Here is a 21,508-nt window from a genome sequence, read left to right on the forward strand (position 1 = left end):
ATCGGCCTGCCTCCGCATCCGGTGGAGCCTGTCTCCGCCCCTTACCCGGGATGAACGATTCTTCTGGCGGGGTGGTGTTCCTCTTCTCCGGTGAAGGTGGGGAGCACGACCGGATGGGGCGGATGCTGGCGGGCCGGTACTCGGTATTCGCGGACGCCGTGACGGCGGCGGGCGATGCGATCACCGCGGCAGGAGGTCCGCGGGTATGGACGCCTCGCCACGGGTTCCGCGATCCGGCAACGGCGGCAAGCGAGCCTGCCGGCATCCGCCCGGACCCGGCGTTCGTCCAACCGGCCCTGTTCGCCTACCAGGTGGCCACCGCGCGACTACTGCTCTCCTGGGGGGTGCGGCCGGACGCGGTGATCGGGCACGGTATCGGAGAAGCCGCGGCGGCGGTGACCGCCGGGGCGCTCTCCTTGACCGATGCCGCCCGGGTGGCGACCGCGCGCGGGCGCGCGCTGGGCCGGATCTCGGGCACCGGCGCCGTGGTCGAACTATTGGCCTCGGCGGCCGAAGTGGCCCGGCTGGTGGAACCTTTGTACGAGAAGGTCGCGATAGCCGCGGTCAACGGCCCGCGATCGGTACTGATCTCCGGCAGCCCGCGCGATGTGGAAACAGTCGTGCGCCGGGCCGAACGTCGCGGTATCGCCACCGCGCACTCGGCATCGGACTATCCCGCGCACAGCCACCGGGTGATCGATGCGGTGCCGGAGTTCCTGACCGGGCTGGGACGGCTGGGCCGGTGCGCTGCGCACACCCGGTTCTACTCCAGCACGCGGCCGGGCACGGTCGTCGATGCGACCACCGCCGCGAGCGCGGAATATTGGGGCGAGAACATCACTCGCCGTGTGGATCTCGATACGACCCTGCGCCGGGTGGCGGTGGACGGTATGACCGTGGTCCTCGAAGTGTGTCCCGCCCCGGTGCTCGCAGCCGCGGTGCGCGCGATCCCGCCGTTCACCCACACCACCTATCCGACCGCCGATCACGAGGACGAGGGCACAGCTTTCCTCACCTGTCTCGCCCAGTTCCACGCCGCGCGTGCCCTGGACTCGGTGCCGGCGAAGCCCCGGCCGGGCGCCCGGGAGGAAGAGCTACGCCGCCCGGCCACGGTCCCGGCTCCCGACGCTCGGCAAGCCGGGCCGAGCACAGAGATCCACCGGCCCGGGCACCACGTCTCCGCTGAGAGAGGCGACGCGGCACCGGTTTCCGCGCCTGCGACCGGGGAGGAGGAAGCGCTTCGACGGCCGAGTGGATCGCGCGGCGAACCCGCGTCCGGCTTTCCGGAAGGACTCGGCCGGGCGCGGGCATTCCGTGACGAGACGATACGGGCGGAGGTCACGGGTGCCGGAACGCTGGCTTCGATACGACTCGCCGATGACCCCCCGCCCACCGATATCATCGCATGGACCCGGGTGGTCGATGCCAATAGGGCTATCCGGTTCATGTCCGGCCGGGTGGCGGTCGAGCCGCCGATGGAGATCGACCGGGCCGGAACATATGTGGTGAGCGGCGGCCTCGGCGCGCTCGGCTCGGTGATGGTACGCCGGCTGCTCGCGGCCGGCGCCCGCGATGTCGTGGTCCCGACACGGTCCCCGCGGCCGGTTCCGCCGTTGCTCGAAGGGTTCGAGGATCGTGTCGTGGTGGTGCGCTGCGATACTGCCGACCGGCTCGACCTCGACAATGCGCTCCGCGATATCCGTGAATCCGGTTGCACCATTCGCGGCGTGGTTCATGCCGCGCAGGTTTTCGAGGATACGGTGGTCGGCGCGGCGGTCTCGGCCGAGCACGTGATAGGCCCCGGGAACCGGCCTCCCGGCCTCGGCGGTGCGGAGCCACGCGGCCCCGGCACGGAGGAACCGGCTCTCGACGCGGGCCGGCTCGCCCGGCGGTTCTCACGGATCTCGGTATCGGCGGCCAACCTCATCGAGCTCACCGCTGCCGATCCGGTGGCATTCGTCGCCGTGTTCTCGACGCCGATCGATTTCACCGGACCATACCGCCACGACCGGTCGGCGGCCGACGATACGTGGATGTACCCCGCCGCCCCCGGTTGATACCGCGATCGCCGGGACACGTGACCCGAGCACGGTGGGTCACGTGGGCGATCGGGGATTCCCGCAGAACCGGTATCAGTGATCGGTGCGGCCCAGGAGCCGGTCGGTTTCCCGGCGCTCCCGCTTGGTAGGACGACCGGACCCGCGATCCCGTTTCGGAAGGCTCGCGAGTATTTCCCGAGGCGGTGGGGGCGGACTGCGATCGATCAGGCATTGGGCGGCTATCGGAGCGCCGACCCGCTTGGTGATCACACGCTCCACGATGACGATCCGCTCGCTACCGCCGCCGCGGATACGGACCTCGTCACCGGGACGCACGGGCTGAGCGGGTTTGGCGGTTGCACCGTTGACCCGTACATGCCCGCCGCGGCAGGCAGCCGCGGCGGCCGATCTGGTTTTGAACAGCCGCACTGCCCAAACCCAGGAGTCGACCCGGGCCTGGGCCGGGCCGTTGCCCGGCGCGGAGGCGGCTGCGCTCACCCTTTAGACGATACGACGGGCGGTGACCACATCGTCGGGCGAAAGGTGGGTGTAGGACACCGGCTCGCCGGACTGCACCGCGTTGAGCAGCAGGCCGTCACCGGCGTACATGCCGACGTGACCGCCACCGTTGGTGATGACGATATCGCCGGGCTTGAGGTTCTGGAAGGCCACCGGCGCACCGACGTGGGACTGTTCGAAGCTGGTGCGCGGCAGTTTGATGCCGGCCTGTTTGTAGGCCCATTGCACGAGCCCGGAGCAGTCGAAGTTGTACGGGCCCGCGGCACCCCAGGAGTACATGGCGCCGACCTTGGTCTTGGCGGCGTCGAGGGCGATATCGCCCGCGGTCTGCTGCGCGGGAGGCGCGAAGTCGGGCAGCGCGGGGGCCGCCGGCATAGCGTGCGGAGCCTGCTCCAGCACCTGGTTCAGCTGCTGGTTGAGCTGTTCCACCGGCGCGGCGTACTCGTCCGGCACCTCGACATCGAATTTCCCGATGCCGGGAACGTCGATTGTGGTGGTCGCGGCCGAGGCGATGGCGGGCATAGTGCCCGTGGTGGCGGCCAGGGTGCCCATGACCAGTGCGCCCTTGACAGAATTTGGCAGCTTGGATTCTCGCTGCAAGCTATGCTTACCCACCGAGCTCCGTCTCCGATCTTCGTGCTCTCCCGTCGCTCCGATCGCGCGTCCTACACATATCGCGGCGGTCGGCGGCGGCGGCGACCAGTGGCGCCGCCTCACTTCCGAAACGACTCGACTCCACTAAGTCACAAAGAGGTTACGATGCCCGGCCGGTGTTGTCCAGCCGAACGCGCCGGTTTTTCTCGCGAGCTGGGAGTACAGGTGTAAAACGCTGCGCGAGAAGCGTTTTTTGTCGCGACAACAGATCACGGGATGGTCTCGGTCGAGCGTGGCGGGCCACCGCCGCGGCGCGCTCGGGGAACCGCGGTCCGCGCCCACCTTTCGATAACACCGTCTAGAAAACGGCGTAGATCGGACGATATTTCCGCGCCCCCGCGCTACGGTGTGAGGGTATGGACCCCGTGCGGAACCCGTATGCCCCCGGCGCAGGCCAGCGTCCACCGGAACTGGCCGGACGGGACAGGCAACTCGCCGCCTTCGATATCGTCCTCGAACGTATCGCCGGGGGCCGGCCGGAACGCAGCGTCGTGCTCACGGGCCTGCGTGGTGTGGGAAAGACGGTCCTGCTCAATCAGTTACGGTCCGCTGCCGTATCACGCGGCTGGGGTACCGGCAAGATCGAAGCCCGCCCGGATCAGGAACTGCGCCGGCCGCTGTCGTCGGCACTGCACATGGCCGCCCGGGCCATTGCCAAAACGCACCACAGCCCGGAGCGTGTGGACGATTTTCTCGGCATCCTCAAGGCCTTCGCCCTGCGCGCGACCGCGGACAAGGGAATGCGGGAACGGTGGCAGCCGGGTATCGACGTACCCGCGGTAACCGGCCGCGCCGATTCCGGAGATATCGAAATCGACCTGGTCGAGCTCTTCGTGGAGGCCGCGGCGTTGGCCGCCGATACAGGAGTGGGCATCGCCGTCTTCATCGATGAGATGCAGGATCTGGGCGCGGCGGATATCTCGGCGATCTGCGGTGCCTGCCACGAACTGAGTCAGGACACCGCGCCGCTGATCGTGGTGGGCGCGGGACTGCCACATCTGCCCGCGGTGCTCTCGGCGTCGAAGAGCTATTCGGAACGACTGTTCGGTTATCACCGGATAGACCGGCTCGACCGCGATTCCGCGGACCGGGCGCTCATCGCACCGGCGGAGCGCGAGGACGTGAAATTCTCCGACGAGGCGCTCGCCGCGCTCTACCGCAAGGCCGACGGCTATCCCTACTTCGTCCAGGCATACGGAAAGGCGACATGGGACCAGGCGCCCGGCAGCCCGATCACCGCGGAGGATGTCGCCCTCGCCGCGCCGGCCGCCGAGGAGGAATTGGCGGTCGGGTTCTTCGGCTCCCGTTACGAACGGGCCACTCCGGCCGAACGCGAGTACATGCGCGCGATGGCCGATCTGTCCGGCGACGACGGCCCCGTGGCCACCTCGGCCGTGGCCGCGGAGCTGGGACGGAAACCCGCTTCGCTGTCCCCGGCTCGCGACGGATTGATCAAGAAGGGACTGATCTACTCGGCCGAACGGGGCACCATCGGCTTCACGGTCCCACATTTCGGCCGCTACCTGCGTGGTGCCACTACGTAGCCGCTACCGACCTCGGCCGGGAACCGGTACGGAGCGCCTCAGGTCTCGACCCGCGCGCACCGCATCCGGCCGATAGGGAAATCTAGCCACCTCTACCGATTGCAGTAGTGGCGGATATACCCAGCGAGACGCCGTCGAGTAAGATCTACATGCATCTAGATTTTCTACTAGATTTGAGTATAGAGCTATGCGCTCCCACTCCTTCCACGAAGCCCACTGCCGCGACGGTACGGAATCTCCCCCAACCGAAACCCGATCTTGATCTCCGGACGAGCCGGAATCGACATTTTGCCGTACTGTGTTGTAGATCACCTTGTGTGGTCGGTCACAAGATACGCCGGATGGCCAGCGCAGCCCGAGCGGCGTTCGCACCGCGACCGGTGAGCAACTCAGGAGGTATCCATGACACGCAGCGACTTCGCGGAACTCCAGTACGCCGTAAACCAACTCCGCAGGTCCATCGGGGTACTGCGCGCCCACTACGGGGACGCGGGCACCGTACGCCGGCTGGAGAACGATCTGGAGCGCCTCTGCATCGACGCCGACGAATTCGAGCAGAGCCCGCCCCCGCAGCTGGCCGGGCGCAGTCAGGAGCCCATCTACGTCCCGGACAGCAAGTCCGACGAATCGGCTTGGATGGGCGCCCAGGACGAGGGGCTCGGCTTCCATTCACGCCCGCGCACCCTGTAGCGATCCCGATTCACCATCGAATAACTGACCACCGGAACCCCGGCCCCATCCGGCGGTTCCGGGGCGGCCGGTCGCCGGACAGGCGACCGGCCGCTTCCGTTTGCGGCATATTCACCCAGGCAGATCGTCAGTAAATGTGGCGCAAATCACCATTGGCTCACCCCGGCAAGATTGCCCGGACCCTGCTCCTTCGATAGCAGACCTGGCGTATGGTGCTCAGCATCACATTCGATCGCGGGGGGTATTCCCACCTCTCGCACCGCCGATCAGCGAGGCATCGACCAGTGAGTGCCGCACCGACGACTACCGTTCCCGAAACCGGAACAGGCGTTTTCAGCAAGACCCGGGCCCGGATCACCGCCCGCACCCTACGCACGGACCGATGGTGGCTACCTCCCCTGATCACGGTGATCGGTCTGGCGGCGTTCGTGGTGTACGCGACGATCAGATCGTTCGTCCGCACCGCCTACTGGGCGGCCGACTACCACTATCTGACACCGTTCTATTCCCCGTGCCTGAGCACCTCGTGTGTCGAGGGATCGAGCCATTTCGGCACCCCGTTCGGCGACCTGCCGGTCTTCCTACCGCTCGGCTTCCTGGTGCTGCCGTTCCTGCTCGGCTTCCGCCTCACCTGCTACTACTACCGGAAGGCGTACTACCGCTCCGTATGGTTCTCGCCGCCGGCCTGCGCGGTCGCCGAACCCCATACGAAGTACACCGGCGAAACCCGGCTTCCGCTGATCATCCAGAACGCGCACCGCTACTTCTTCTACATCGCGGTGATCATCTCGGTGATCAACACCTACGACGCCATCGGTGCCTTCCACGGTAAGTCCGGTGGGTTCGGGATGGGCCTGGGCAGCCTGATCCTGACGGGGAACGTGATCCTGCTCTGGGCCTACACCCTGTCCTGCCATTCCTGCCGGCATATCGCGGGCGGTCGACTGAAACATTTCTCCGCCCATCCGGTGCGGTACTGGTTCTGGACCCAGATCTCCAAACTCAACACCAGGCATATGGCCCTGGCCTGGACAACGCTCGGCACCCTCGTACTCACCGACTTCTACGTGATGTTGGTTGCCAGCGGCACGATTTCGGATCTTCGCATCATCGACTGAGGAGTTTGCACGGCTATGCCCGAAGTGGAGCGGCACACCTACGATGTCGTGGTGATCGGTGCCGGCGGCGCCGGATTGCGCGCGGTGATCGAAGCGCGGGAGCACGGCCTATCGGTGGCGGTGGTGTGCAAATCCCTTTTCGGAAAGGCTCATACCGTCATGGCCGAGGGCGGCTGCGCGGCGGCCATGGGCAATGCCAACGAAAAGGACACCTGGCAGACCCATTTCCGCGACACCATGCGCGGCGGGAAATTCCTGAACAACTGGCGGATGGCGGAACTGCACGCGCGGGAAGCCCCGGACCGGGTGTGGGAGCTGGAAACCTATGGCGCACTGTTCGATCGGACACCCGACGGCAGGATCAGCCAGCGCAATTTCGGTGGCCACACCTACCCGCGGCTGGCCCATGTGGGCGACCGCACCGGCCTCGAGCTGATCCGCACCATGCAGCAGAAGATCGTTTCGCTGCAGCAGGAGGACTACGCGCAAACCGGTGACTACGAATCACGGATCAAGGTTTTCGCGGAATGCACGATCACCGACCTGCTCAAGGATGGCGGCCGGATCAGCGGGGCATTCGGCTACTGGCGCGAATCCGGGCGTTTCGTCCTCTTCGAAACTCCGGCCGTCGTCCTGGCGACCGGAGGTATCGGCAAGTCGTACAAGGTGACCTCGAACTCCTGGGAGTACACCGGTGACGGCCACGCTCTCGCGCTGCGCGCCGGTGCGCGGTTGATCAATATGGAGTTCCTGCAGTTCCATCCCACCGGTATGGTCTGGCCCCCGAGCGTGAAGGGAATCCTGGTCACCGAGGGGGTCCGTGGTGACGGCGGTGTCCTGAAGAACACCGAGGGCAAGCGGTTCATGTTCGATTACATTCCGCCCGTCTTCAAGGGCCAGTACGCCGAAAGCGAGGAGGAGGCCGACCAGTGGCTGCGCGACAACGATTCGGCACGCCGCACTCCTGACCTGCTCCCCCGTGACGAAGTCGCCCGTGCCATCAACGAAGAGGTCAAGGCCGGCCGGGGCACCGAGCACGGCGGCGTCTATCTCGATATCGCCTCCCGGCTCACCCCGGAGGAGATCGTGCGGCGGCTGCCGTCCATGCATCACCAGTTCAAAGAACTCGCCGATGTGGATATCACCCGGGAACCGATGGAAGTCGGCCCCACCTGCCACTACGTCATGGGCGGTATCGAGGTGGACCCCGATACCGGCGCCGCGCACGTACCCGGGCTCTTCGCCGCCGGGGAATGTTCCGGCGGTATGCACGGGTCCAACCGGCTCGGCGGAAATTCCCTGTCCGATCTGCTCGTTTTCGGCCGGCGTGCCGGACTCGGCGCGGCCGAGTACGTCCAAGGCCTGACCGACCGGCCGGTGGTCGCCGATACCGATATCGCCGCGGCTGCCGAGACTGCGCTCGCGCCGTTCGATCCCGCGGAAGGCGGTTCGGGAGAGAACCCCTATACTCTGCACACCGATCTGCAGCAGACCATGAACGATCTGGTCGGAATCATTCGTAAGGAACACGAGGTGCGCGAGGCGATCACCCGCCTCCAGGCGCTGCGCGAACGATTCACGCAGGTCACCATCGAGGGTCACCGCCAGTTCAATCCGGGCTGGCATCTGGCCCTCGATATGCGCAATATGCTGCTGGTCAGCCAGTGTGTGGCCCAGGCCGCGCTGCAGCGCACCGAGAGTCGTGGCGGGCATACTCGCGATGACCACCCGGGAATGGATCCGCAGTGGCGGAACAAGCTACTCGTCTGCACGACCGCCGGCGAGCATTCCGCCTCCGGCGTACCCGATATCTCGGTGACGGTGCAGGACCAGCCGCCGATGCGACCCGAACTCCTCGCCCTGTTCGACCTCGGCGAGTTGGAAAAGTATTACACCCCAGCCGAGCTCGCCGGCCATCCAGCGGCGAACGGCGCGGCGGTGCCGGGGACCGGCAGCCGCGAATCGGACACCGAGGAGGCGTGAGCCGATGAGTTACGACGCTCGATTCCGTGTATGGCGCGGCGATATCGAAGGTGGGGAACTGCGGGACTTCACGGTGCCGGTGAACGAGGGCGAGGTGGTTCTCGACATCATTCACCGTTTACAGGCGACGCAGGCCCCCGACCTCGCGGTGCGATGGAATTGCAAGGCCGGGAAATGCGGTTCGTGCTCGGCCGAGGTGAACGGCCGGCCGCGACTGCTGTGCATGACCCGAATGTCTACCTTCACCCCCGAAGATATCGTCACAGTGACGCCGCTGCGCACCTTCCCGGTGATCCGCGACCTGGTCACCGATGTCTCCTACAACTATGAAAAAGCTCGGGAGATACCGTCTTTCACGCCACCACCGGATCTGAAACCCGGCGAATACCGGATGCGGCAGGTAGATGTGCAGCGGTCGCAGGAGTTCCGCAAGTGCATCGAATGCTTTCTCTGCCAGAACACCTGTCATGTCGTTCGCGACCACGACGAGAACAAGGAGGCCTTCGCCGGCCCCCGGTATCTGATGCGGATCGCGGAACTGGAGATGCACCCGCTGGATATCGCCGATCGCCGCGACGCGGCGCAGGAGGAACACGGGCTCGGTTATTGCAACATCACCAAATGCTGCACAGAGGTCTGCCCGGAGCACATCAAGATCACCGATAACGCGCTGATCCCGATGAAGGAGCGGGTCGCCGACCGCAAATACGACCCACTCGTCTGGCTCGGTAACAAACTCTTCCGGCGCTGAGGCCGCCGGTCGCTGCTACAGCATTCCGACCACACCGGTCGCCACGAGCCCGACGAGCGCTCCGACGAACAACGCCGATAGAACGGAGCCGGTCAGTACGAACATGCCCACCGCGGACGCCGCAAAGAGCAGGCCCACGATCAGCCACTCGACACCGTGGCGGGGACCCAATCTGCGGAGCCGAGGATGGGAACTCTTGATCCCTCGGTCCACGGATTGTTGTGTACCCGTTACAGAGCGGCCCGAAACCCCTGCTGACCGGCCGGGCGTTACGGGCGATCGAACTCGCCGTCGCGTACCCCGGCGGTGAAGGCCGCCCATTCGCCTGGAGTGAACACCAGCACCGGTCCGTCCGGATTCTTGCCGTCGCGCATACCGACATGCCCATCGGCGAGCATCGCGATCTCCACACTGTGCGTACCCGGCTCACCGACACCTCCGTTGAGCCACTGGGCGCCGGTCAAATCCACTTTCGTGCCGTCGTTGACACTCATTCGCATCCTCCTTCACGGGCCGACGAAGTCGCCGCGTGTGGGTCTGTCGAGATTTCCGGCGCACTGCGCCACAAGCATTGTGCGCGATGCTACCCACCTCGCGGACCACTTCGAATGCATACCCACCGGAAACTCGCCGTGGCCGAAATCTGCGAATCTCACCCGATCTGCGCCCTTCTCGGCCTATGGTGAGCTGTTGTCGTATGTACACACCCGGAAACCCACCGCGGACAACACGAGTCGGCCGCGGGTTCAGAAGGAGGTCGTGTGATGCGGTTGAATCTGGACGTTCCGATCCCCACCATTCTCTATTGCAGTGGCGATCCGGGGGTGATGACCCCCGAACAGGCCCATTCCGCCATGCAGTTGCATCTGGACTGCACCGTCGACGAATGCCGGGTCCGCCGGCGTGCCCGGGCGACGCTGGTGGAGATGGGCCGGTGCGTATTGGACAATCGCGCCCTGCAGTAGGGCGGCGCGCTCCGGCGTAGATTGCACTCGCTACGAGATACAGGCCTCCGGTGGCCGGGGAACGCTACCGGAGGCCTCCTCTCGGAGGCCCCGAACACCGCTTCAGTGCCAGCGGTGGTCCGTGCTGGGCGCGCGCGGGCCGAACCGCGGTTTGCGGGCCCGGCCACTGATTTCCAGCAGCCGAACGGTCCGGTACCGATGCGGGCGCACGGGTTCGAGGTATTCGACCATCTCGGCATCGTCGATAGCGCGCCCGAGCAGGGTCCAGCCGACCACCGAAGCCAGATGGAAGTCGCCTACGGAGAGCGCGTCCGCGTCACCGAACGCGCGCTGGGCGGTTTCCGCGGCGGTCCATTCGCCGACACCCCGGAGGGTGCGCAACCGGCGAGTGGCCTCGGCCGGCGGTAATACGGTGGTACGTTCGAGCGAGTCGGCGACTTCTGCTGCCCGGACGATGGCCTGCCAACGCTGGGGTCCCACGTTGGCGCGGTGGTAGCTCCACGACGGAATGCTGCCCCATGTTTCCGGAGCCGGCGGTACCCGCATACCGTTCGGCGCCGGTCCGGGCGGTGTATCGCCGAACCGGTGTACCAGGCAGCGCCACGCCGCGTGCGCGGAGACGATGGTGACCTTCTGTTCCAGGATCGCGGGTACCAGCGCCTCGAAGACCCGGCCGGTGCGCAGCATCCGCAGTCCGGGGTGGCGCTGGTGCGCGGCGGCGACCACGGGATGGATGGGGATGAAATCGTCCACCTTCTCGTCCAGGCACAGCATGTGATCGAGCTGGTCCGAGAACTCCTGAGCGCCCGCACCCCAGGCATCGGCGGTTACGGTGCCCGGACCGGATTGGACGAGGCGGTAGGTGACCGGTCCGGTCGGCATGCGCGACACCCGCCAGTGCGCGCCGTCGGATGTGATCCGGTGGCACGGATCGCCGGGACCGCGTCGCAGCGGCGCCAGCGTATGCGCGAGGTCGATCGAGTCGGCGGTCAGCGTCCGGGTGACGTGGTTCCACTTCGCCGGAGTTCCCGCTGATCGAATAGGCACTTCGCTATTGTGCGCCACCCGGCTCTCCGTGCGCCTCGGCGGTAACAGTACGTCGTCGGGGGACGATGAAGTCGGAGCTGAGCAAATATATGGCTGCTGCCATGACTGGAGGTTCATATGATTACCGAGGCGCTCAATTGGCTACTCGATCTGTGGGGTTCGGTTTTCGCCGGTAGCTCCGGATACGAGATTCCACCGGGAACCCTCCCGTTCGGGAGCTGACGCCTCGGTACGGCGGCCGGCTTCGGAAATCGGCGGCTCCCCGATACCGCTTACCTCGCAGCGCCCACCGAATCACCATTCGCCCAAGAGAATTTGTGCGAGATGGCGTGTACGACGGCCGACGAGCTGCGCGGTCTGTGTGCGGCAGGAGAATCCATCGGCCAGTACGACGGCGTCTTCCGGGGCGTCACGGAGAGCCGCGAGTATTCCGTGTCCGGCCACGGCGACCGATATCTCGTAATGTCCTTTCTGCATTCCGAAATTACCGGCCAGACCACAACAGCCTGCGACTTCGGTCACATTTATACCCATCTGGGCAAATATCCGGCGATCCGATTCGAAGCCCAGGACCGAATAATGGTGACAATGCGGTTGGACCACGACCGATCGTCCGGGGTGACGCGGCGGGTGCCAGTCCGTATGCGCGGTGAGGAACTCGGCGAGGGTGCGCACCGCGGCCGCGACCGGGCGGGAGCGCGGATCGTCGGGCAGCAGTTCCGGTAGATCGGTACGCAATGCCGCGGTACACGAGGGTTCGAGGCCGATGACCGGTCGCCCCGCACGGACATGGGTATGGAGTTCGTCGAGCGTGGCGCGCAGCCGGGCGCGGGCACCGTCCAATTGTCCGGTGGTGATCCAGGTGAGACCGCAGCACACCTGCCGCCCGGGCACTTCGACCCGGTAACCGAGCGAGTTGAGTAGCCGGATGGCTGCCAGCGCGATCTGCGGATCGAACGCATCGGTGAAAGTATCCACCCAGAGCAGTACGGTGGGAGCGTCCGGATCCGTTACCGGCTGGTCGATGTACCGCCGGAGCCTGCGGAAAGAGCGTTCGGCCAGTTCGGGCATACTCCGGCGCGAGTCGACACCGGCCGCCCACATCCCCAGCCGGCGCAGCGGCCCGATTCCGGCGAGCGTGTTGACCAGCCGCGGCACCCGTGTGGCACCGGCCAGCCACAGCGGGAGACGGCCCAGCGAGTAGTGGTCCCGGGGCCGCGGACGCCCGCGGTAGCGGCGGTAGAGCGTTTCGGATTTGTAGGTCGCCATATCGACACCTGCCGGGCAGTCCGTGCTACAGGCGCGACAGGAAAGGCACAGGTCCAGCGATTCGGCGACTTCGGGAGCGGCCCAGTCGAGCTCACCGCGCACCACCTCCTGCAGGACCCGGGCCCGGCCACGGGTGGTGTCCTTCTCATCCGTGGTCGCCGAATAGGACGGGCACATGAAACCACCGGTGGCCCGCGTATCCGCCCGGCATTTTCCCACTCCTACACACCGGTGCACCGCGGTGGCCAGATCCCCGGCATCACCGGCCAGCGCGAAACCGCCGGCCCGCGGTATCGGGCCCAGACCACGCAGCCGCAGATCGGCGTCGAGGGGACGGGGGTCCACCAGTACGCCCGGATTGAGGACGCCCGCCGGGTCGAACAGCGCCTTGTAACCCGCGAAAACATCCAGGACCGCGGGCGAGTACATGATCTTCAGCAGCTCCGACCGGGCCCTGCCGTCGCCGTGCTCCCCGCTCAGCGAACCGCCGTACCCGACCACCAGCTGCGCCGCGTCGGTCAGGAAGGCGCGGAACCGATCGGTGGCGTCGGCGATGGGCAGATCCAGTCGCACATGCATACAGCCGTCGCCGATATGTCCGTAGAGCAATCCGTCGACCTTGTGCTCGCGCATCAGCTCGTCGAAATCACGCAGGTAGGAGCCGAGCCGGGCAGGTGGCACCGCGGCATCCTCCCAGCCGGGCCAGGCCGGAGCGCCGTCGCGGGTACGCCCCGCCAGACCGGCTCCGTCCGCACGGATGCGCCAGAGCGCGGCCGCGGCGCCGGGATCGGTGATGACCCGTGTGTCGATGGCGTGCACGGTACGGCACAGCCGGTCGGCGGCGGTACGAGCCGCCGCCGCGTCCTCCGCCGCCAGTTCGACGAACAGCCAGCCGTCGCCCCGAGGCAGATCGGGTACCCGGCGGCCGTGCGCGCGCACCATCTCCACCAGCCGCGCGTCGATCCCCTCCACCGCGACCGGCGTCACCGAGACGACCGCGGCTATATCGTCGGCCGCGGTCGCCAGGTCCGGGTAGCCGAGGACGACGAGGATGGTGGCGGCGGGGATCTCCACCAGCTCCACCTCGGCTTCGAGCAGCACCCCGCAGGTGCCTTCGGTCCCGACGAACGCACCGGCCACCGAGGTACCGCGCTCGGGGAGCAGGTATTCGAGGCCGTAGCCGGAAGCCTGCCGGTCGAACCGGCCCAGGTCGGTCCGCAGTACGGCCAGCGCGCCGGTGGTGAACTCGGGCAGACCGGGAATCGCGTCCAACGAGTTCGCGAGCCGGCGAGGAGTTCCGGTGCCGTCCAGTATCCGCAATTCACGCACCCGATCGGAGGTGCGTCCCCAGGCGATGGCATGCGGACCACAGGCATTGTTGCCGATCATGCCGCCCAGCGTGCAGCGATTCTGGGTGGACGGGTCGGGCCCGAACCGCAAACCGTGTGCCCGCGCGCGGTGTTGCAGTTGCGACAGCACCACGCCGGGCTGCACCCGCGCGGTCCGGCGGTCCGGATCGATATCGACGATTCCGGTCATGTACCTGCTGAAATCGAGCACGATACCCGGGCCCACCGCATTACCCGCCACCGAAGTACCGCCACCACGCGGGGTCAGCGCCACGCCTTCGGCGCGCGCGACCTCCAGCGCGGCCGCCACGTCTCCCTCCGTACGAGGGAAGACCACTACCTCGGGCAGCACACGGTAGTTCGACGCGTCCGACGAGTACTCCACCCGGCGGCGCCGCGACGTGTCGACCGCATCCGCACCGATCCGGGCGCGCAATTGTCGTGCCAGAGCATCCCGTCGCCTGTCCCGGTCGGTCACACATCAAGACTAGGCTCCGTGACCGCTTCTTTCCGGGCACTGCGCTACGCCGCCGAGGACACGACGGCTCCTCGCGGGCGAGTTCGGCCGGGCCCTCCACCGCGCGTGCTATCCCCCGCCTTGTCACCTCGGTGGGGTATGACTGCGGACATGGCCCGATGGCACCATCCGGGCCGCCGTCGAAGAACTGGGCCTGACCTGCGCGATCGGCATCGGCGACAACAAGTTGACCGCCAAACTGGCCACCGGTTTCGCCAAATCGGCCGGTAAAGGCGCCGATACCTCCGACGACCGTCCGGGGGCGCCGGAAGGTATGTTCCGGCTCACCGCCGCCAACTGGGCGGAGATCATGGCGCACCGGCCGACGAACGCGCTGTGGGGGATCGGCAACCGGATCGCGGCCCGGCTCGCCGAGCTGGGCATCCATACGGTCGGCGATCTGATGGCGGCCGACCGGGCACGACTGGCGGCGGAGTTCGGGCCGGCCAACGGTCCCTACCTCTGGGTGCTGGGTCGCGGCGCGGGCGATACGGAGGTGGTGACCACACCCCCGCCCGTGGTGGGGCACAGCAGATCGCGGACGTTCCCGCGCGATCTGTTCGACCACGCCGAGATCCGCGCCGAAGTGGTCCGGCTGGCCGGGGAGGTCACCGAGGAGATCGCCGCGACGGGACGGACCGCTGTCCGTGTCGCGGTCACGGTTCGCACCGCCACCTTCTACACCCGCAGTAAACAGAGCAAGTTACCGAACCCCACCGCGGATGTCGCGGCCATCACCGATACCGCGCTCCGGGTGCTGGAGCGTTTTCCGCTGGACCGGCCGGTCCGTCTGCTCGGTGTCCGCCTCGAACTCGCTCCCCTCGAGAACCCGGCACTTGACCTCGAGGATAGTTGAGCTTTTAGTGTCGGTGCGCTGGAGTTCAATCCGGCTCCGGAGCGGAAGGACATGTCGGATGAGCATGGAATCAGTGGCCTGGGACCAGATGTATCGGCGCATGCACGCGCCCGAGGAACAACGGCCCTTCAGTTTCGCCACGGCGCGGCGCATCGTGGATTTCGCCCGTCCGCACCGACGACGGCTGACCACGTTCCTGGTGCTCAGCGTGGTTGCCGCGGTACTCGCCGTCGCGACCCCGCTACTGGCCGGGCGCGTGGTCGACGAGATCGTCGGTGGCTCCACCCCGCGCACGGTGATCCTGCTGGCACTGGCCATCGCCTGCCTCGCCGTATTCGATGCCGGACTGGGCCTGGTGATCCGCTGGCTGTCGGCCCGTATCGGCGAAGGCCTGATCCTCGATCTGCGGACCGCGGTATTCGACCATGTACAGCGGATGCCGATCGCCTTCTTCACCCGGACCCGCACCGGTGCCCTGGTCAGCCGGTTGAACAATGATGTCATCGGGGCCCAGCGGGCCTTCAGCGATACGCTCTCCGGCGTGGTCGCCAATCTGGTGACGGTGGCGCTCACCCTGGCGGTGATGCTCCGGTTGTCCTGGCAGATCACTCTGCTCGCCCTGTTGCTACTGCCGGTTTTCGTGATCCCGGCCCGGCGAATGGGCAATCGACTGGCCGATATCCAGCGCGAAGCGGCCGGATTGAACGCCGCCATGAGCACTCAGATGACCGAGCGCTTCTCCGCGCCGGGCGCCACCCTGGTGAAACTCTTCGGGCGGCCGCACGAGGAATCCGCCGAGTTCGCGCTGCGCGCGCGGCGCGTCCGCGATATCGGCGTACGCACCGCCATGCTGCAAACCGTTTTCGTCACCGCGCTGACCCTGGTCTCGGCGCTGGCCGTGGCCCTGGTGTACGGCTTGGGCGGCTGGTACGCGCTGCGTGGCCAGCTGGACGCGGGCGCGGTCGTCGCGCTGTCCCTGCTGCTCACTCGCCTGTACTCACCGCTCACCGCGCTCGCCAGCGCCCGAATGGAGATCATGTCGGCGCTGGTCAGTTTCGAGCGCGTTTTCGAGGTGCTCGATCTGCGGCCGCTGATCGAAGACGCCCCGGACGCCCGGCCGGTACCCGCCGGTCCCGTCGCGGTGGAACTCGACGAGGTGCGCTTCGGATACCCGTCCGCGGACAAGGTCTCGCTGGCTTCGCTGGAGGAGGTGGCCACCCTCGACACCCGCGGCGGCGAGGAGGTACTGCACGGGGTCTCGCTGCGGGCCGAACCCGGACAGCTGATCGCCCTGGTGGGCTCCTCCGGTGCGGGTAAATCGACGATCGCCCAGCTGGTTTCCCGGCTCTACGACGTCGACGCGGGCACTGTGCGGCTCAACGGCACCGATGTGCGGGAGCTGACCACCGGATCCATCCAGGAGACGGTCGGCCTGGTCACCCAGGACGGCCACCTGTTCCACGACACCATCCGGGCCAATCTGCTGCTCGCCGATCCGGCGGCGACCGAGGAGCAGCTGTGGGACGCGCTGGGCCGGGCGCGGCTGGCCGAACTGGTCGGCTCCCTGCCCGACGGCCTGGACACCGTGGTCGGCGAACGCGGCTACCGGCTCTCCGGTGGCGAACGCCAGCGGCTGACCATCGCCCGGCTCCTGCTCAAACAGCCACGAGTGGTGGTACTCGACGAAGCCACCGCCTCCTTGGATTCGACCTCCGAGGCAGCGGTTCAGGCAGCGCTGACCGAGGCGCTACAGGGACGCACCGCCCTGGTGATCGCGCACCGTCTCTCCACCATTCGCGCCGCCGACCAGATCCTGGTGGTGGAGGCCGGGCGGATCGTGGAACGCGGCTCGCACACCGAACTGCTCGCCGCGGATGGCCGCTACGCGCAGCTGTACCGGACCCAGTTCGCGGACGATACGGCACCGGCCGCGGCCTGACCGCACCGCGGTCGGTCACTCCACGGTGACCGACCGCGAATGCAGGCCTGTCGCCCCGTCCGGCACCGGACGGGCCCGCTGCGCGGTCTGCACCCGGCCCGTCCCGTCCGTGGCACGCACCCGCAGGGTGTGCCGGCCGGGTGGCGCATTCCAGCGCCAAGTCCACTGACGCCAGGTGTCCAGCGAGTACTCCGGCGCCAATTCGGCCCGCTCCCACGGTCCGTCGTCGACCTGGACCTCGACGGCGGCGATACCGCGGTGCTGAGCCCAGGCCACGCCCGCGACGACAGTCGGCCCCGGCGGGACAGTGGCGGAGGAAGCGGGTACATCGATGCGGGCGGTGGTTTTGATCGGCCCACGCTCGGACCAGCCCCGCTGTGTCCAATACGCCTGAGCGAGATCGAATCTGGTCAGTTCGAGATCGACCACCCATTTGGTGGCACTGACATAGCCGTAGAGGCCGGGCACCACCAGACGCGCGGGATAACCGTGCTCGATCGGGAGCGGAGCACCGTTCATCCCCACCGCCAGCAGCGCGTCGCGACCATCGGTCATCGCCGCCACCGGCGTACCCGCGGTGAATCCATCGGCGCTGGTGGACAGCACCATATCCGCGTCGGGACGGATACCGGCCTCGGCGAGCAGCTCGGCGAGTGGATACCCGATCCAGCGCGCGTTCCCGACCAGATCACCACCGACCTCGTTGGAGACGCAGGTGAGGGTGATCGTCTTCTCCACCGCGGGCCGCCGGAGCAGATCCGCCATACCGAATTCGATATCCCGCTCCACCATGCCGTGGATGCGCAGCCGCCAGTCCGTACTGGCGACCGCGGGGACCCGCAGGGCGGTGTCGATCCGGTAGAAGGCATCGTTCGGGGTTTCGAAGACGGTCAGGCCGGGCACCGGCGGATCGGTACCGGGCGGTGGTGGCGCGGCGGCGGCCACCGGGCGTGGAACCACGAAACGTCCCTGGTCGGCGGTGACGGCCCGCATCCGCTCGCCGAGCCGTCGTCCGGCCGCCGCGCTTCCGGCCGCGAACGCCGCGACACCGGCGGCGAGCAGCAGGAAACGGCGCCTGGACGGCTCGGTGCCCTGGTCACCGGCGGATACCGGTGCCGGTTCGCGGTGCGATATCCGGGCGGTCAGCGTTCGCAGCGTCACCACACCGGCCGCCACGGCGAGCAAGGTCGGTACCGCGGATACCGCGGTCGCGTACGGCCGGTGCAGAACCGCGAAGCAGACGAGCACGCCCAACGCCACGAGCAGGGCGCTGCCGTAGGGCCGCCGCCGCTCCAGCAGGCCGATCACACCGCCCAGCACCGCCGTCACCACCCCCATGCACAGGAAGAGCACCAGCTTGTCGGCGGTTCCGAACCGTTCGATGGCGAACTCGCGTAATGCCTGCGGTGTGTGGTCGACGACCACGGCGCCGAGCGCCGGGAAGGGCGCGGCATCCGGGTCGATCAGGCCGGCGAACAGTTCTCCCACCCCGAGAACCACAGCGGCGGCCGCCAGGCCGGACAGGACGGCCGCGGCGATACCGCGCGCGGTCGCACGAGCCGGCGGCCGTTCCACGGCCCCGGCCGGGTTCGTCGTCTCCCGCATCAGCGCCCTCGTTCCTCCGCCGGGCCGTGCCCCGGAGGGATCCGGGATCGGTTGTACGGCCCTGTTCGGATGGTGTCACCCCGGACCGGGAAGGGGAAGAACGCGGTGGCAGCGCGCCTCGACGCGCCGGACACCGCCCGGTACCCGGAGCGGCGTACCGAAGGCGGAACGGGCCGCGGCGGTTCCCGAAGAGAACCGCCGCGGCCCGTGGGGCCGGAGGATCAGGCGCTGGCCGCCAAAGGCCGCCCGTCCAGAGCCGGCTCGCGGACCGGTTCGATGGCGTAGGCCAGGATCTCGGCGACATCGCCCACGGGACGCACTTCGAGATCGGCCAGTACATCGGCCGGGACATCGTCCAGATCCGGCTCGTTACGCGCGGGGATGAACACCGTCTTCAGCCCGGCACGCTGAGCGGCGAGCAGTTTCTGCTTCACCCCACCGATCGGCAGCACCCTGCCGTTCAGCGTCACCTCACCGGTCATCCCGATATCCGAGCGCACCGGACGGCCCAGCGCCAGCGAGACCAGCGCGGTGACCATGGTGACCCCGGCCGACGGACCGTCCTTGGGTACCGCGCCCGCAGGGACGTGCACGTGCAGGTTGCGGTCCAGGACCGAGGACTCGATACCGATCTCGCCCAGATGCGACCGCACATAGGTGAGCGCGATCTGCGCCGATTCCTTCATCACCTCGCCCAGCTGGCCGGTCAAGGTCAGCGCGCGTTCACCCTCGGCGGTGTTGGCCTCTATATAGAGAACGTCCCCACCGAGTCCGGTGACCGCCAAGCCGGTCGCCACGCCCGGCACAGCGGTGCGTTCCGCCGAATCCGGTGTGAACCGCGGGCGCCCGAGGTAGTCCTTCAGATCGGCGATATCGATGGTCAGCGGTTGCGCCCCGCCATCGGTGGCCACGGCCTCCGTGCCCACCGCACCGGGCGCGGGATCGCCGCCCGGTTCCTGGGCGGGGCTCCCGGCTTCGGACAAGCGGGTCGCCGCTTTGCGCAGCGCCTTGGCGATCAGCCGTTCCATCTGACGGACACCCGCCTCCCGGGTGTAGTTCGCCGCGATCTCACGCAGCGCCGGCTCGGTGACCCGCACCTCCTCGGCGGTCAGAGCATTGCGTTCCAGCTGGCGGGGCAGCAGGAAGTCGCGGGCGATGGCCACCTTGTCGTCCTCGGTGTACCCGTCCACCGTGATCACTTCCATCCGGTCCAGCAGCGGGCCGGGAATGGTTTCCATGACATTGGCGGTGGCCAGGAACAGGACATCGGAGAGATCGAGGTCCATATCCAGGTAGTGGTCGCGGAAGGTGTGGTTCTGCGCCGGGTCCAGCACTTCCAGCAGTGCGGCCGCGGGGTCGCCGCGGTAATCCGAGCCGATCTTGTCGACTTCGTCGAGCAGGACCACCGGGTTCATGGAACCGGCTTCCTTGATCGCCCGGACGATCCGGCCGGGCATCGCGCCGACATAGGTCCGCCGGTGACCGCGGATTTCCGCCTCGTCCCGGACCCCACCCAGCGCGACCCGCACGAACTTGCGGCCCAGAGCGCGGGCGACGGATTCGCCGAGCGAGGTCTTCCCGACCCCGGGCGGGCCGGCGAGCACCAGCACCGCGCCGGAACCGCGCCCACCCACGACCTCCAGGCCACGTTGCGCGCGCCGCGCCCGGACCGCCAGGTACTCCACCATCCGGTCCTTGACTTCGTCCAGGCCGTGGTGGTCGGCGTCGAGTACGGCCCGGGCCGCCGCCACATCGGTGGAATCCTCGGTCTTCACCCGCCACGGCAGTTCCAGCACGGTGTCCAGCCAGGTCCGAATCCAGCCCGATTCGGGGCTCTGATCGCTGGACCGCTCCAATCGGCCCACTTCGCGCAGCGCGGCTTCGCGCACGCTGTCGGGAAGATCGGCCTGTTCGACGCGGGTGCGGTAGTCCTCGGCACCGTCCGGCTCGTCCTCGCCGAGTTCCTTGCGAATGGCGTTGAGCTGCTGGCGCAGCAGGAATTCCCGCTGGCTCTTCTCCATGTTCTCGCGGACCTCGTCACCGATTTTCTCGGTGACCTCGGCTTCGGCGATATGGGCCCGGGTCCATTCGACGAGGCGGTTCAGGCGCTCGGTGACGTCGGGGGTTTCGAGCAGTTCACGTTTCTGCTCGTTGGTGAGGTAGGCGGCATAGCCGGCGGTATCGGCGATGGCCGACGGGTCGGTGAGCTGGTTGAACGCGTCGACCATCTGCCACGCCTCGCGCCGCTGCAGCACCGAGACGACCAGCTTCTTGTATTCGGCGGCCAGTTCCCGGGTGCGGCCGTCCGGGGCGGGCGTTTCGACCGGTTCGGCCTCCACCCACAGCGCGGCACCCGGCCCGGTGACACCGTGCCCGATCTTCGCGCGCCGTTCCGCCTTGAGTACGGCGGCGGGCGTTCCGCCGCGCATCCGGCCGATCTGTTCGATGGTGGCGACCACACCGTAGGCGGCGTAACCCTCGGTCAGGCGTGGGGCCAGTAGAACGGTTCCGGTCTTCGCGGCCTGCGCGGCATCGATCGCCGCCTGGGCGGATTCGTCCAGTTCGATCGGCACGACCATTCCCGGCAGCACGATGGGATCGGTCAGGAACAGCACCGGAAGATTCAGTGGTGTAGTCACGAACACAACCTCCAAAACTTGAGC

17 protein-coding genes are annotated in these 21,508 nt (G+C 67.6%); 9 read left to right on the plus strand and 8 right to left on the minus strand.

Features of this window, described 5'->3' with window-relative positions; translation table 11 throughout:
* Positions 1-50: 50 nt before the first annotated feature.
* Positions 51-2,057, plus strand: a complete 2,007-nt coding sequence (locus ACYR7D_RS05455; protein ID WP_459548530.1) for an acyltransferase domain-containing protein — start codon at positions 51-53, stop codon at positions 2,055-2,057.
* A gap of 75 nt (positions 2,058-2,132) precedes the next feature.
* On the opposite strand, the gene ACYR7D_RS05460 is transcribed toward ACYR7D_RS05455, so the two are convergent.
* Together ACYR7D_RS05460 and ACYR7D_RS05465 are read right to left on the minus strand one after the other, a co-directional pair.
* Positions 2,133-2,537: an RNA-binding S4 domain-containing protein gene (locus ACYR7D_RS05460; RefSeq protein WP_459548531.1), complete on the minus strand. Its 405-nt coding sequence runs from the start codon at positions 2,535-2,537 to the stop codon at positions 2,133-2,135.
* A gap of 3 nt (positions 2,538-2,540) precedes the next feature.
* A complete protein-coding gene (locus tag ACYR7D_RS05465) occupies positions 2,541-3,110 on the minus strand; it encodes a C40 family peptidase (protein ID WP_459550035.1) in 570 nt (189 codons plus the stop codon).
* Between the two features lie 458 nt (positions 3,111-3,568).
* Here ACYR7D_RS05465 and ACYR7D_RS05470 point away from each other — a divergent pair, with 458 nt between their 5' ends.
* From ACYR7D_RS05470 to ACYR7D_RS05490, 5 genes are all read left to right on the plus strand, one after another.
* Positions 3,569-4,756 carry an AAA family ATPase gene (locus tag ACYR7D_RS05470; RefSeq protein WP_459548532.1) on the plus strand — a complete coding sequence of 396 codons (1,188 nt, stop codon included), beginning with the start codon at positions 3,569-3,571 and terminating at the stop codon, positions 4,754-4,756.
* 402 nt (positions 4,757-5,158) lie between these two features.
* Positions 5,159-5,446: a hypothetical protein gene (locus ACYR7D_RS05475; protein WP_459548533.1), complete on the plus strand. Its 288-nt coding sequence runs from the start codon at positions 5,159-5,161 to the stop codon at positions 5,444-5,446.
* Between the two features lie 284 nt (positions 5,447-5,730).
* Positions 5,731-6,564 (plus strand): hypothetical protein, encoded by an 834-nt coding sequence (locus tag ACYR7D_RS05480; protein WP_459548534.1) that lies wholly within the window; start codon positions 5,731-5,733, stop codon positions 6,562-6,564.
* Between the two features lie 15 nt (positions 6,565-6,579).
* Positions 6,580-8,547, plus strand: coding sequence for a fumarate reductase/succinate dehydrogenase flavoprotein subunit (locus ACYR7D_RS05485; RefSeq protein WP_459548535.1), 1,968 nt, complete (start codon positions 6,580-6,582; stop codon positions 8,545-8,547).
* Positions 8,548-8,551: 4 nt separating this feature from the next.
* A complete protein-coding gene (locus ACYR7D_RS05490) occupies positions 8,552-9,298 on the plus strand; it encodes a succinate dehydrogenase/fumarate reductase iron-sulfur subunit (RefSeq protein WP_459548536.1) in 747 nt (248 codons plus the stop codon).
* Positions 9,299-9,313: 15 nt separating this feature from the next.
* On the opposite strand, the gene ACYR7D_RS05495 is transcribed toward ACYR7D_RS05490, so the two are convergent.
* A complete protein-coding gene (locus ACYR7D_RS05495) occupies positions 9,314-9,469 on the minus strand; it encodes a hypothetical protein (protein ID WP_459548537.1) in 156 nt (51 codons plus the stop codon).
* A 98-nt stretch (positions 9,470-9,567) separates the two neighbouring features.
* A complete protein-coding gene (locus ACYR7D_RS05500) occupies positions 9,568-9,792 on the minus strand; it encodes a DUF397 domain-containing protein (RefSeq protein WP_459548538.1) in 225 nt (74 codons plus the stop codon).
* 270 nt (positions 9,793-10,062) lie between these two features.
* Here ACYR7D_RS05500 and ACYR7D_RS05505 point away from each other — a divergent pair, with 270 nt between their 5' ends.
* Positions 10,063-10,263 carry a hypothetical protein gene (locus tag ACYR7D_RS05505; RefSeq protein ID WP_459548539.1) on the plus strand — a complete coding sequence of 67 codons (201 nt, stop codon included), beginning with the start codon at positions 10,063-10,065 and terminating at the stop codon, positions 10,261-10,263.
* 102 nt (positions 10,264-10,365) lie between these two features.
* Here the strand turns inward: ACYR7D_RS05505 and ACYR7D_RS05510 are convergent, their stop codons facing one another.
* Positions 10,366-11,304 carry a DNA-3-methyladenine glycosylase family protein gene (locus ACYR7D_RS05510; RefSeq protein ID WP_459550036.1) on the minus strand — a complete coding sequence of 313 codons (939 nt, stop codon included), beginning with the start codon at positions 11,302-11,304 and terminating at the stop codon, positions 10,366-10,368.
* Between the two features lie 300 nt (positions 11,305-11,604).
* The gene (locus ACYR7D_RS05515) at positions 11,605-14,406 is read right to left on the minus strand and encodes an FAD-binding and (Fe-S)-binding domain-containing protein (protein WP_459548540.1); all 2,802 of its coding nucleotides are present in this window, start codon (positions 14,404-14,406) and stop codon (positions 11,605-11,607) included.
* Positions 14,407-14,632: 226 nt separating this feature from the next.
* Here ACYR7D_RS05515 and ACYR7D_RS05520 point away from each other — a divergent pair, with 226 nt between their 5' ends.
* Both ACYR7D_RS05520 and ACYR7D_RS05525 read left to right on the plus strand, forming a co-directional pair.
* Positions 14,633-15,301, plus strand: a complete 669-nt coding sequence (locus ACYR7D_RS05520) for a DinB/UmuC family translesion DNA polymerase (protein WP_459548541.1) — start codon at positions 14,633-14,635, stop codon at positions 15,299-15,301.
* A gap of 58 nt (positions 15,302-15,359) precedes the next feature.
* Positions 15,360-17,240, plus strand: a complete 1,881-nt coding sequence (locus ACYR7D_RS05525) for an ABC transporter ATP-binding protein (protein WP_459548542.1) — start codon at positions 15,360-15,362, stop codon at positions 17,238-17,240.
* Between the two features lie 15 nt (positions 17,241-17,255).
* On the opposite strand, the gene ACYR7D_RS05530 is transcribed toward ACYR7D_RS05525, so the two are convergent.
* Complete coding sequence (locus tag ACYR7D_RS05530; RefSeq protein WP_459548543.1) at positions 17,256-18,845, minus strand: molybdopterin-dependent oxidoreductase; 1,590 nt, start codon at positions 18,843-18,845, stop codon at positions 17,256-17,258.
* Positions 18,846-19,066: 221 nt separating this feature from the next.
* Positions 19,067-21,424, minus strand: a complete 2,358-nt coding sequence (gene lon / locus ACYR7D_RS05535) for an endopeptidase La (protein WP_459550037.1) — start codon at positions 21,422-21,424, stop codon at positions 19,067-19,069.
* Between the last annotated feature and the right edge of the window lie 84 nt (positions 21,425-21,508).

Source organism: Nocardia sp. X0981 (genome assembly GCF_977089955.1).